The following is a 13575-nucleotide window of genomic DNA, read 5'->3' on the forward strand; positions in this document are numbered from 1 at the left end:
AAATGGAACGAATTGAAAAAAAATTATATGAAATTGAAAAACAGTACCTAGAACTCGAAACTGGTATTACTGATTATTCTAATAATGTTATTAAATCTCCAGATTTAAAGAAAAAAGGTTCTAAGTTTGGAATCTATGAGCAAAAAGGTAAAAAGATGATGCTAAGATTAAAAGCTGTCGGAGGAGAACTTTCTAATGAAAACTTTAAAGACTTAGTTGATATTATGTTTGAACAGAATATCCCTTACATGCATCTTTCTACAAGACAAAACTATCAATTACATGAAGTTGAATTTGATAATGTTAAGACAACTATTGACCTTTGTAACAATAAAAAAATGTACTTTAGAGGTGGTGGTGGAAATACTTTTAGAAGTATTTTAGTTTCAACATACACTGGTGTAGATAAAAAAAGTAACTTTGATGTTACTCCTTATGCTCAAATGATTGAAAATGAAGTTTTCCTAATGGATAAAGCATTTGATTTTGGAAGAAAATTAAAAATAGGTTTCTCTAATAACGCCGAAGATGAATTTGTTATGGCTATACAAGATATGGGATTTGTTGCAAAAGAATTAAATGGAAAAAGAGGATTTAAAGTGTTTTCAGGTGGTGGAATGGGTAGAGGAAGTAAAATAGGACATATTTTAATAGAATTCCTTCCTGAAGAAGATTTACTTAAAGCTGTTAAAGCTATGATTGAACTTTTCCATGATCGTGGAGATAGAGTTAATAGAATGCAAGCTAGATTGAGATTCTTAGTTGAAAAAATTGGTGCTGAAGGATTTAAAAAGCTCTTCACAGACTACTTTAATAAAGAAACTCTTGAGAATGGTTTTATTGAAAATATTGATTATGCTAAAACTATTGCTAAATTATCTAAATTTAATTCTAAAGTTGATACAAAAAATTTCCAAGAATGGAAAGATATTTGTGTAAAAGAAACAAAATTTAAAGATATTATTTCTTTAGTTCTTTATGTTAAAAATGGTGATTTAACAAAAGAAAATGCTAAAAAACTTTCTGATCTTTTAGAAGAGATAAATGCTCCTATAGTTAGAGCTACAATTAACCAAAACTTAGTGATACCTTTAGTTCATATTTCTGCTTTACCACATATCTATGAATTTTTAAGTAATGAAATTCCAGAAGTTGTAACAGAATCTTTATCTATTAGAGGACAAATTAGAGCTTGTGTTGGATCTAAAATTTGTATGATTGGTGTTCAAGATTCTGTTTCTATTGCTGATGCTATTGCTGTTGAATTAGATTCTTTAGCTAATAAATATCCACAATACAAAAAAATAATCTTTAAAGAAGCTAAAAATATAAGAATATCTGGATGCCCAAGTTCTTGTGCTGGAATTCCTGTTGCTCCTTTAGGTTTCATCGGATTAAAAAAGAGAATTAATGATGTTATTACAGACTGTATGCAAGTTTATATGGGTGGTATATTAACTGAATCTGTACAATCTCTAGCTTTTGAAATTCCAAATCTTATTATTCCAATAGATGAAGTTCCTCTTCTTGTAAAAAGATTACTTGAAGATTACTTAGAGATGTTACAAGTTTATGATATAACTTTCGCACAATATATGTATGAAAGAAGATTAGAAGAGTTTTAAAAAATAAAGGAAGAGGAATCTCTTCCTTTATTTTTTAAATACAAATGGAAATTATTTTCCATTTGTATTATTTTTGAAAATAAAAGTTATATTTTTCTTGACTTATATCTTTTTTTGATTTAAAATTAAATTGAAAATAAAACTATGAGGTGATTTTTATGTTAGCTGAACACTCTATAAATAAAAAAGTATTTGATAATGGATTCCAAATCGCAAAAAATGCGAAATTAGCTTCTGATAAATATGGGCAAGAAAAAGTTATTAATGGAACTCTCGGAATTTTTTATAATGATAATGAAGAGATGCACACTTTAAATATTGTTGACAGTGAATATAGAAACATTTCTGATAAAGATATTTTTAATTATGCTTCAAATATTGGCGGAGAAGATCTCTTTGTTCAAGCTGTTAAAGAATATTTATTTGGAAAAAATTATAAACAAAATTTAGAAAATAATTTCTTAGAAGTTATTGCTACTCCTGGAGGTAGTGGAGCTTTATTCAACACTTTCAAAAACTATGTAAATCCTGGTGAATCAATTCTTCTTCCTAACTATATGTGGAGTTCTTACAAAATTATGAGTAAAGAAGTTGGTGGCGAATATGAAACCTATTCTTTATTTAATGAAAAAGGTGAGTTTGATTTAATTAATTTTAAAAAATCTGTCATAAAGCTCGCAAAAATACAAAGAAATTTAATTATTGTTTTGAACAATCCTTGTCATAACCCTACAGGCTATACTTTAACTTTATCTGAACTAAAAGAAGTTATGAATATTTTGAAAGAAGCCTGTTCTTTATGCAATATAATATTAATCAACGATATTGCATATATGGATTTCAACAATGAAAAAAACAATTTCACTCAGCTTTATAATGATATCCCAAATAATCTTCTAGTTGTGATTACATTTAGTATGTCAAAATCTCTTTGCTCTTATGGTTTAAGAGTTGGTGCTCAAGTAGCTATTTCACCATCTAAAGAAACTATAGAAAATTTTTCTGATGCAAGCCTTCATACTTGTAGAAGTATTTGGTCAAATATACCAAAAGGTGGAATGATCTTATTTAGTAATATAATTTTAAATCAAAAAAAATATTCACAACTTTTAGTAGAACAGAATAATATGAAAGATATGCTTAAAAATAGAACTGATATTTTCTTGAGAGAATCAATTGATGTTAATTTAGAAATATTACCCTACAAAAGTGGGTTTTTTATAACAATTCCATTTCACAAATACTCTAATAAAGAGATTGAAGAAAGATTGAATTTTGAAAATATATTTGCTATCATTCTTCCTGGAGCTATTAGATTAGCTATCTGTAGTATCCCAAAATATAAAATCTATGGACTCGCTCAAAAAATAAAAAATGTTATTTCATAAATAATAATAAAAAATCAGAAATATAACTTAGGAGGATTTTATGAAGCAAGAGATTTTTATAGGTAGAAATAGTGCAATTTTAAATTTTTCAACAAAATATTGTGATACATCTGAAAACTTACTTTCAAGTTTATCTTTTAAAAAAGTTATTTCAAAGTATATCCACTCTATTGAAAACAAAAATACATCTGTTTTTCAATTTCTAAAGTCTAATTGTAAAGAAGATATAAGTGAAACTATAATTAGACTTTTTAAACTTTTAATTATATTAGATAAAAAAGAAGTTTCGAAACTTGATCCAAATTTAACTTTACTTTTAAATAAAGAAAATATTTTATTTGAGTTTATCGAAGGCCTATACTCTTATTGGAGAAAATATGAAAGATATGCAATTATACGTAATAAAAATAATAGCTTAGGATTACAGAATATAAACTTTATAGATTCAATGAATAGCTTTACAAATTTAATTTTAAAAACATATAGATTGGTTGAAGAAAATATTCTTGGAGAAAACCATAGAGTTTATCGACAGTTACATGCTGGTGTTAATGCTGGTCTTATTCTAAATGATATTTCTTGGAAATGCCCAAAAGAATATTCTTTTTTAGAAAAAATTCCATTTATAGAGTCTATTGTTTTACAACCACCATTTATAACATATCCTGGCAAAAACACTAGAAAAGGAATTTTTTGTGAAAATAAAGAAAATCCTATTGAAAATTTAACTTTAAATTTAGATAACTGGATTTGCTTTCCTGCTAAAGTTGGAGAACTTTTAGCTTTTGTATATTTCGATATAAATTTTATGGCTCAAGGAGTTACACTTAGCAACCTTTTTGAATTAGCTAAAAAAGAAGAATATATAAATAAAAAGCCTGATATTATATATATGTATGGTGTTAAGGATTTTCATTCAGAAATGAGAACAGAGTTTTATAAAGATTCACAAAATAAATTAATGGTTGGATATGTTAATTTCAATGAAGGAATTGACTATTTTGGTTATATGAAAAAAATGATTTTAACATTACATAATATAAAAATGATTGATTCTGGATACCTTCCTATACATGGAGCAATGGTAAATTTAACATTTAAAAACGGTTTAGAAAAAAATGTTATCATTATGGGAGATAGTGGCGCTGGAAAATCTGAAAGTTTAGAAGCTTTTAGAAAAATAAGTGAAACATATGTTAAAGATATGAAAATAATTTTTGATGATATGGGAGTTTTAAAACTTGACGATAATACTCTTACTGCTTCTGGAACAGAGATTGGAGCTTTTATAAGACTTGATGATTTAGATATTGGTTATCCTTATAAAGAAATAGATAGAAGTATTTTCATGAATCCCGATAAAATTAACTCTCGTATAATAATTCCTATATCTACTCATGCTGATATTATAAAAAAATATCCTGTACATATGTTCTTATATGCAAATAATTACGAAGAAGGAGAAGAGTTAGAATTCTTTGATAGCTCTAATACTGCTAAACCTACTTTTATTCAAGGTGCTCGTAATGCAAAAGGAACTACTAGTGAAATTGGATTAGTTACATCATATTTTGCAAATCCATTTGGTCCTATGCAAAAAAAAGATGAAACCGACTCTTTAATCAATATTTATTTTGATAAGATGTTCTATGATAAAACTTTAGTAGGACAAATAAGAACTTGTTTAGGTCTTGAAGGATTTGAAAAAACTGGTCCTGAAAAAGCTGCTAAAAAATTATTTGATCTTTTAATTAAGTAAACTATAATATTCTTAGAGCTATTTTTAGAGCTCTAAGAATGTTAATTTACTTTTGTATAAGTTATAAGGTATAATAATATTATAATTTATAACTTATACAAAAGTAAATATGGGAGTGATTTTATGGAACGACACTATGAAGGTTTTTTATTACAAGTTTTAAATACTTTTACTAGTGAAGAGTTTTTGGTTCATTTAACAAATAGTTTAATTATTTTCATTTTCAGATTTTCAATAGCTTTAGTTTTCTTTTTGATTGGAAGAAAAATCTTGAAAAAATTTCTTTCTAAATATTATACTACAAATGCTTTTAAATCGATAGATTCATCTTTCAAAACTTTTTTATCTTCAATAATTGATACTGGTTCAATTACCATACTTCTTATAATTTCTTTATTACTTATGGGATTTCAGCAAAGTTCATTAATTGCTTTTCTTGGTAGTATTGGAATTGGAGTTGGTTTAGCTTTAAAAGATAATTTATCTAATTTTGTAGGTGGGCTAATTATTCTTATTTTCAAAACTTATTCTGTTGATGATGAAGTTGAAATTACTGGAAATTACGGTCTTGTCTCTTCTATTGATGTTTTTTCTACGACAATTACTACATTTAGTGGTGATCTCGTTAGTATTCCAAACGGTAACGTTATTACAAATCAAGTTACTAACTATTCTAAAACACCAAATAGAAGAATGAAAATAATTGTTTCAGTAGCTTATGAAACTGATATTAACTTAGTTTTTGAAGTTTTAAATAATTTAATAAAAGATAATAAAAACATATTAAAAAATCCAGGTCCTTTTATCAATATTGAAACTTATAATAGTAGTTCTATTGATGTTGCTTTAAAAGTTTGGACAAAAAACTCGTTTTATTGGGAAACATATTTTGAGATATTAAGAAATATAAAACCTGCTTTAGATTCTGTAAATATTATAATTCCATTTCCTCAAATGGATCTTCATATCAAGCATCAAAATTTATACAAAAAATAAAACATATCTTTTTGATTGGTATTTTATTTCATTTATGTTATAATAATTCAAATTAATTAAAAGGAGAAAAGTTATGAAACAAAATATAAGTTTTAATACAAATTCATATTATTATTATAGAGCTTAGGATTGGTATTTTGTTTCAAACAAATACGAATCCATTTTGTATTGCTTTTATGGTAATAATGGATTTGTTGCATAGAACTGTTAAATTACAGCCTGTGGAAAATCCACAGGCTTTTTTTATTATAAAATTTTAGGAGGATGTTTATGTTTATTTTAGAAAATATTATTAATTTTTTCAATTCAATTCTTTGGGGTAAAAATATCCTGGTTATTTTACTTATTTTCTCAGGAATGTTTTTTACATTCAAAACCAATTTTGTTCAATTACGTTTTTTAAAACATATGATTGAACTTTTAACAACAAAGTCTAAAGGTAATGACGAAAATTTATCACCATTTCAAGCTTTTTGTATTAGTACTGCAACTAGAGTTGGAGCAGGAAATTTAGCAGGAGTTGTTAGTGCTATATCTATTGGTGGAGCTGGTGCTATCTTTTGGATGTGGGTTGTTGCTTTTCTTGGTGCTGCAACAGCATTTGTAGAAACTACATTAGCTTTAATTTTTAGAGAAAAAGATAAAGATGGTCAATTTTTTGGTGGACCTTGTTTCTTTTTAAAAAATGGATTAAATAAAAAATCTTGGGGAATAGCTTTTGTTATAACAGGTATTATTTGCTGGGCTGGAGTATTACAAGTCGTTTCAAACTCTGTTACAGAATCATTTAATGTCGCTTTTAATATTAGTCCAATCACTATATCAGTACTATTAACACTTTTAGCTGGTATTGTTATTTTTGGTAAAACAGATAAAACTGCTAAAGTTTTAGATAAAATTGTTCCTATTATGGCTATTTTATATCTTAGTATTGTATTCTTTATTATTTTAAAGAATTTCACTCTTTTACCAAACGTTTTTTCTCAAATATTTTCTGAAGCATTTGGTATTCGTCAAGGTGTCGGTGGAACAATTGGAGCAGTTATAATGCAAGGTGTTAAAAGAGGTTTGTTTTCTAATGAAGCTGGTACTGGTAGTGCTCCATGTGCTGCGGCTAGTGCTGATGTGTCACATCCTGTTCAACAAGGTCTTATTCAAAGTCTGGGTGTCTTTGTTGATACATTTGTTATCTGCACTGCAACAGCTCTTGTTGTGCTTTTAACTAAAAGTTCTATTTTAGAAGGATTAAATGGAATGGAGTTACTACAAAAATCTTTTAACTACCATCTTGGATCAATTTTTGGCGAAATCTTCGTTGCAGTTATTTTATTTTTATTCTGTTTTTCTACTCTTTTAGGAATTTGTTTCTATGGAAAAGTTAATATTAAATTTTTGACTGAAAAAGAAAGTGGACAAATAGCTTTTAAAATTTTTGCTTTAAGTATGATTTTTATTGGTGGAATTCAACAAAATCTCTTTATGTGGAATCTTGCTGATTTTGGTTTAGCTCTTATGACAATTATAAACTTATCAGGTGTATTTCCTCTTTCTAAAATTGCTTTTGAATCACTAAAAGATTATGAAAAAATTAAAGAATCAGTTAAAGTATTTTAAAATGAAACCTGCAGGACGAATAAGTTAAAAAACAAATCTATAAAAAAAGCTGGCTCTTGTATTATACAAGAATCAGCTTTTAAATATTTAACTTTATTTTTATGCATAATTACTTTTTTCTAAATAGTTTGAATCATTTCCATTCACAAATATTACTGACCCATTTTTTATAATATCTATAGTTTTTTTAGATATCTCTCTTGGAAGTGCTGGGCATCCCAAACTTCTTCCTAATCTCCCTAATGATTTTGTTATTCTTGGATTTGCATAATCTGCTCCATGGATTACAATATATCTTTCCTTTGCTTTATCATTTATACCTCTCTCCAAACCATTTAAAATAAGAGAATAACCATTTCCTCCAATATATGTATTCTCAGTTAAGAAAAATCCTAAAGAACTTTTATTTGAACTTACTTTATTTGAAAAAGAAGTTGCTATATTCCCACCACTATTTTTTCCATGAGCTACATAAGAGTTAACTAGTATTTTTTTATTTTTTATATCAATTACAAAAAATCTTTTTTCTGTTGATGGCTTTGAATAATCAATTATTGTTAATAACTGCTTCTTTTTTCCATCTATTTTTTTATAACCGTTTAAAGCTGTTTTAAATGTATCATAATTTAATTTTCCATTCAAACCAATTTCATTATATAATTTTTTTTCAGTATAATTTGTACTCATTTCAATTTTGTCTTTTATTGTTTTTGTAGGATTCTTTAATGTAATACCAAATGATGTTATAGATATAGAACCTAATATAAAAGCTAACATTAATTTTTTTTTCCCTAACACAAAAACCTCCACTATTAAAAATTTTCCCTAACAATATATATAATATATAGTTTATAGTATATCATTTAACATAAAAAGAGTCAAGAATTCAGAAATTCTTGACTCTTAAAAAATTATTCTATTACTATAATCAATCCTTTGTTTGTTTCTGCCCAACTATAAATATATTTTGCATGAGAAGTAGCATTTCTAACACACATATGTGAACGAGGAGTAGTTCCCAAAGTAGGTGAATACTCTATCATTTCCGTTCTTGGAAGATTTACTGGAACTCCATGAATATATCCTCCACCTGAAAATCGAGTTGCATAAGGTGCATAGCCATCTATTTCTGTCTTACTTCCATCTTTTAAATATTCCATTTTTTGTTTTTTACTTTGAACTACAAATACACCCAGTGGTGTTGGTAAGGCATATGGTGGTTTATCCAATCCTGTCGATGCTGGATTCATACTTCTCACCTTCCAAATATCTCCAACTTTTTCTAATGTTGCTATATTTTGATTTTTTCTATCAACAACAATAACTTTAGAAAAACTCTTTGCTTCAATTTCTTTTACATACCTTACAGGAATAAGCCACTCACCATCCATAGATTCAACTACAACTTTATAGTATTCTAGATCTCTAGAAATTATCGAAACTAAGGATCCATCTGGTGCATATCTATCTGGTCTATCCATCTGTCCTAAAGCGTATAATGGAATTCCTTGGTTTCTTCTATGTCCAAACTTATCTTTTACTGTCGGTCGGGCTCCATTACTATATTTTTGCATTGCAATTTGCCTTGCTACAGGTGGTATTCCGTTTATATTTTTATAGTTTTTTAAACTTCCAAACCTTAGATTTTGAGATTGGAAGCTATCCAATCTATCTAAATTATTCGAAATCTTTTCCCACTGAAAATTTCTAGTTCCTTTACCATATTTATAAGTATCTCCTAGAGTATATTTCTTATACGTGAGTTCCTTTTCTATAACAGCAGAATTAGAAACTGCATAAGATACAAATACTAGTAATCCAAATATTAAATATCTAAGCTTATTTTTCATAACATACTCCTCTATTTTTTTTAGATTATATGTTAAATATACTTAGAAATTCTCTTCTTTCCTACTTCATATAAATAAAATAAAATCGGTATAAATATTAGTGTTAATAAAGTTGAGAAAACTAATCCAAATATTACTGCTATCGCCATACCTTTATACATTTCACTTCCTTGACCAATTCCTAAAGAAAGTGGAATCATTCCAAATACTGTGGTCATTGTTGTCATAAATATTGGTCTTAATCTTGTTTTTCCTGCTTCTAGTATCGCTTTTTCTAAAGAATTTTCTCTCTCCAAAAGAATTTTTATATAATCAATTAAAACGATAGCGTTATTGACAACTATTCCTGCTAACATAATTATACCCACAAATACCATTGTATTTGTTTTCTGTCCTGTAATTAAAAGACCACTATAGACACCTATAATTGAAAGTGGAACTGTTCCCATTACTATCAGTGGTAATATATATGATTCAAACTGAGCTGCTAATATAAAGTAAACTAAGAACATTGCAACCATAAATGCAAATTTAAGTTGGTCATTTACTTCTGCCATATTTCGACCATTTCCACCAAAAGAGTATGTTACTGTTTTAGGAAGTCCTATCTCATCTATAATTTCCTTTAAATATTTTTGCCCTGTTACTAAATCTAACCCGTTTGATATATTTGCATCTAATGTTACCATTGTTATTTTATCTTCTTTATCAATTCCATAAGATCCTTCTTCAATTTCAAACTTAGCAATATCTTTTAATTTAACAACACTACCATTTTGAGTTTTTATTCTCATCTCTTTTAATTTTTCAGGAGAATTTCTAAATTCTTCTGCAAGTCTTAAATTAACATCTACTTCTTCATTCCCTGTTTTTATCTTTATTGGAGCTCCACCTAATATTTGATAGCTTACAGACAATGTTAAATCATTTACTTTCACTCCGTAATACTCCATCTTTTTTCTATCTAATATTATTTTTATCTCTGGATTTCCGTTTACCATTGAATTGTTTACATCTGTAAACCCTGTATTTTCAATCATTTTTTCTGAAATTAATTTCGAAATATAATTCAACTGATTTAAGTCATCTGATTTTAAAATTAAAGATATATCTCTTCCAATACCTTTTCCAAAAGCCATTCTTGGAACTAAGTTTAGTTTTACATCTGGAATTTGGGCTAATTTTTTTCTAGATTCACCCATAATCATTTGAACTGATTTCTTTCTTTCATTTTTTGGTCCTATATCAACTATGAGAGATACAGCTTCATTTGAAACTGACGAAATATATTTTTTAGTTTGTTCATCCTTACCTATAATTTCTTCTAACTGTTTAGCAATTCTATTTGATTTTTCTATCTCCATTCCACTAGGTAACTCAGCTATTATAGTGTAAATACCATCATCTGTTGTTGGCATAAATTCTCCACCAATATTTTTAGAACCATAACCTACTATACCTATAAACAACATTACAACTCCTATAAGAACTAGTGCCTTATATTTTAATGATTTTTCTAATATTTTAGAATAATATTTTTTTATAAATTTTAATATTTTACCTTCTTCATGTATTGTTGTTTTTGATTTCAAAATTCTACTTGAAATCATTGGTACAAATGTTATTGCTATTATTAAAGAAGCTAATAATGAAAACGTTATTGAATATGCCATATCTTTATATATCTCTTTAGCTCTTCCTTCTCTTATTACTATTGGAATAAAAACAGCTATTGTTGTTGCTGTTGAAGCTAATATTGGAATTATAACTTCTGTAGCTCCATTCTCTGAAGCTTCCATTCTATCTTGACCTAACTCTGTTAAGTGCCTAAATATATTATCTAAAACAACTATTGAGTTATCTACAAGCATTCCAACTCCTAAAGATAATCCCATCAAAGATATTATATTTAATGTCATTCCATTCGCTCCAAAAAAACCAAATGTCGCTATTATTGAAACTGGTATGGCAACTGTTACTACAAATGTTGCTCTCCAATCTCTTAAAAAGATAAATAGTATTATACCCGCTAAAATCAATCCTGTTAAAGCATTATTTTTTACTGTGTTTATAGATTTCGTTATATCAATTGCTGTATCTCTATTTATTGTAAAACTTGCACCTTTAGGTAATAAAGGCTCTATTTTTTCCAACTCTTCTTTTGCTAGTTTTGAAATTTCAACTGTATTTCCAACATCACTTTTTTCTATGCTTATTATTATATTTTCAATACCGTCTGTTCTTCCATAGCTAGTTCTATCTTTAGTATTTAATTCAATCTTTGCTACATCTGTTAAATATAAAGTTTCTCCATTTGAGTTACTCAATACAATATCTTGAATATCCTCTAATGTTTTAGCTTCTCCTGATACTTTTACTAAATATTCTTTATCTCCTTCTCTTATATATCCTGATGGGAAATTTAAACTAGCACTTTTTAAAGTACTATATAAATCTATAACACTTAAATTAAAAGCCTCTAATTTTTCAGGATCTATACTTATACTAATCTGCTTTTCAAGACCACCAAACACCGTTACTGAACCTACTCCTTCTATTCTTTCGATCCTTGGAATTATGATATTATCTGCAAAACTCTTTAAGTTTACTAAATCCTCTCCTCTAAGTCCTACAAGCATTACTCTATCTGAACCAGAAGAACTTTTTTTAATTACTGGTTCATCTATATCATCAGGTAAATTATTTCTTACCCTACTAACAGCTGTAACTAAATCATTAACTTTATTATCTATGATAACTCCATATTCAAATTCAACTGATAAAGATGACTTTCCCATTGTTGATTTTGTAGTGATTCTTTTTATTCCTTCAACACTTGTTAACCCTTTTTCTATTTCTTTAGTAACTAATTTTTCCATGTCATCAGGAGATGCACCTTTCCAAGTTACTCTAATTGCAGCCATTGGCATATTGTAGTTTGGCATAAGTTGTGTTTTTAAGTTAACTAAAGTTAATGTTCCTAATATGACCATTGATATTATTATCATCATAGTTACAACAGGACGTTTTATTGAAAATTGTGATATATTCACTTGAGCCCTCCTTAATTTAAAATATTAACTTTATCTCTGTCTTCTAATAAAAATTGTCCTTCTATAACAAGTTGCATATCAGGATAAATTTCAGAACTCAAGATTTCTTGTTTTTCTTCATTTGAATAACCTCTTTCAATTTTAATTCTTCTAGCTTCTCCATTTTCTATTACAAATACATATGAATATAAATCTTTTATTACAATTGCACTTTTTGGAACTAAATAACCATCTTTTGATCCTGTTTCTACTGAAACTTTTGAATACATACCTTTTTTTATTTTTCCTTCTTCATTATCTATTTCAATTTTTATTTGATATTTTTTATTATCTTTATTTGCCACTGGATTTATTTCATAAACATTTCCAAAGTAATTCTTTTCTATTCCTTCTAAATCTATTTCAGCTTTATTTCCTACTGATAATTCACTTATTTCATGAACTGATACTCCTGTTTTTACAAGTATTTTGCTATCATCTATTACTGTAACCACTTCACTATTTATAGCAACTTTTTCATAAAGCTTTAAATTTAAATCTGTTATAATTCCACTTAATTTTGCTTTGACAACTAAATCTTCATAATCTTTTTTAGCTGATAAATAAATGGCTTCTGAATTTTTCACATTGCTATCTGAAGTAAGGTATGATGTTTTTTTAGTTAAATACTCATCTTCAGATATAAGCTGTTTTTCATAAAGTTGTTCAAACTTACCATAACTTTTATTCTTTATTTCAAAATCGGCTTTGTTTGAAATATATGTCGCTTTAGCTTTTAAATAAGACGATTTAACTTCTTGGTCTTCTAAAACTAATATTATCTCTCCTTTTTTTACTTTATCTCCATTTCTAAAATTTATCTTTTTTACTGTTCCGCCTGTTTTTGTTATGGTCTTAACCTCATTCAAAGGCTCTGTTACACCACTTGAAATATTTAATCTTATAATTTTTTCAGGATTAGTCTGTAATATTTTTACATTTTTTCCTAGACTATCCTTTGTTTTTTGCTTTAAGTTATTACTACCACAAGATAATAATAAAGCTGTCATTGATAACATTAATAACTTTTTTAACACAATCTTTCCTCCAATTATTATTTAGTATACAAAATATTTTACCATACATATTATTTGTTTGCACTTTTAAATTTTATATTAAATAAGTGATGATCTATATTTTTCAAACGCTACATAATAATTTAATATTGCTGAGTTATAAGCTACTGCTGCTTCTCTATATTGGCTTTCTGATAATAGGTAATCTACAGTTGAAATTAATCCAGCATTGTAT

9 protein-coding genes and 1 pseudogene are annotated in these 13575 nt (G+C 27.1%); 5 read left to right on the top strand and 5 right to left on the bottom strand.

Going from position 1 to position 13575, the window contains the following annotated elements; genetic code table 11:
- Window positions 1-2: 2 nt before the first annotated feature.
- From ACRCZX_RS03585 to ACRCZX_RS03605, 5 genes are all read left to right on the top strand, one after another.
- Window positions 3-1625, top strand: a complete 1623-nt coding sequence (locus ACRCZX_RS03585) for a hypothetical protein (RefSeq protein WP_438581576.1) — start codon at window positions 3-5, stop codon at window positions 1623-1625.
- A gap of 158 nt (window positions 1626-1783) precedes the next feature.
- Entirely contained in the window at window positions 1784-3013 is a 1230-nt protein-coding gene (locus tag ACRCZX_RS03590; RefSeq protein ID WP_438581577.1) for a pyridoxal phosphate-dependent aminotransferase, read from the top strand.
- Between the two features lie 40 nt (window positions 3014-3053).
- Window positions 3054-4772: a phosphoenolpyruvate carboxykinase gene (locus ACRCZX_RS03595; RefSeq protein ID WP_438581578.1), complete on the top strand. Its 1719-nt coding sequence runs from the start codon at window positions 3054-3056 to the stop codon at window positions 4770-4772.
- Between the two features lie 123 nt (window positions 4773-4895).
- Window positions 4896-5768, top strand: a complete 873-nt coding sequence (locus tag ACRCZX_RS03600) for a mechanosensitive ion channel family protein (protein WP_438581579.1) — start codon at window positions 4896-4898, stop codon at window positions 5766-5768.
- Between the two features lie 270 nt (window positions 5769-6038).
- Window positions 6039-7382, top strand: coding sequence for an alanine/glycine:cation symporter family protein (locus tag ACRCZX_RS03605; RefSeq protein ID WP_438581580.1), 1344 nt, complete (start codon window positions 6039-6041; stop codon window positions 7380-7382).
- Between the two features lie 99 nt (window positions 7383-7481).
- On the opposite strand, the gene ACRCZX_RS03610 is transcribed toward ACRCZX_RS03605, so the two are convergent.
- The 5 genes and pseudogenes from ACRCZX_RS03610 to ACRCZX_RS03630 form a co-directional block, all read right to left on the bottom strand.
- Complete coding sequence (locus tag ACRCZX_RS03610; protein ID WP_438581581.1) at window positions 7482-8180, bottom strand: murein L,D-transpeptidase catalytic domain family protein; 699 nt, start codon at window positions 8178-8180, stop codon at window positions 7482-7484.
- 113 nt (window positions 8181-8293) lie between these two features.
- Window positions 8294-9232, bottom strand: coding sequence for a L,D-transpeptidase (locus ACRCZX_RS03615; RefSeq protein WP_438581582.1), 939 nt, complete (start codon window positions 9230-9232; stop codon window positions 8294-8296).
- 32 nt (window positions 9233-9264) lie between these two features.
- The gene (locus tag ACRCZX_RS03620; RefSeq protein WP_438581583.1) at window positions 9265-12285 is read right to left on the bottom strand and encodes an efflux RND transporter permease subunit; all 3021 of its coding nucleotides are present in this window, start codon (window positions 12283-12285) and stop codon (window positions 9265-9267) included.
- A gap of 11 nt (window positions 12286-12296) precedes the next feature.
- A complete protein-coding gene (locus ACRCZX_RS03625) occupies window positions 12297-13361 on the bottom strand; it encodes an efflux RND transporter periplasmic adaptor subunit (protein WP_438581584.1) in 1065 nt (354 codons plus the stop codon).
- Window positions 13362-13439: 78 nt separating this feature from the next.
- Window positions 13440-13575, bottom strand: a pseudogene (locus ACRCZX_RS03630) (TolC family protein); the annotation flags it as partial.

Origin of the sequence: Cetobacterium sp., from assembly GCF_051658645.1 — a bacterium.
GTDB lineage: Bacteria > Fusobacteriota > Fusobacteriia > Fusobacteriales > Fusobacteriaceae > Cetobacterium_A.

Excerpts from the sequence above, each read along its gene's own strand:
- ACRCZX_RS03605 (WP_438581580.1), top strand. The coding sequence starts at position 6,039 with ATGTTTATTTTAGAAAATATTATTAATTTTTTCAATTCAATTCTTTGG.
- ACRCZX_RS03600 (WP_438581579.1), top strand. The coding sequence starts at position 4,896 with ATGGAACGACACTATGAAGGTTTTTTATTACAAGTTTTAAATACTTTT.
- ACRCZX_RS03585 (WP_438581576.1), top strand. The coding sequence starts at position 3 with ATGGAACGAATTGAAAAAAAATTATATGAAATTGAAAAACAGTACCTA.
- ACRCZX_RS03615 (WP_438581582.1), bottom strand. The coding sequence starts at position 9,232 with ATGAAAAATAAGCTTAGATATTTAATATTTGGATTACTAGTATTTGTA.
- ACRCZX_RS03590 (WP_438581577.1), top strand. The coding sequence starts at position 1,784 with ATGTTAGCTGAACACTCTATAAATAAAAAAGTATTTGATAATGGATTC.
- ACRCZX_RS03595 (WP_438581578.1), top strand. The coding sequence starts at position 3,054 with ATGAAGCAAGAGATTTTTATAGGTAGAAATAGTGCAATTTTAAATTTT.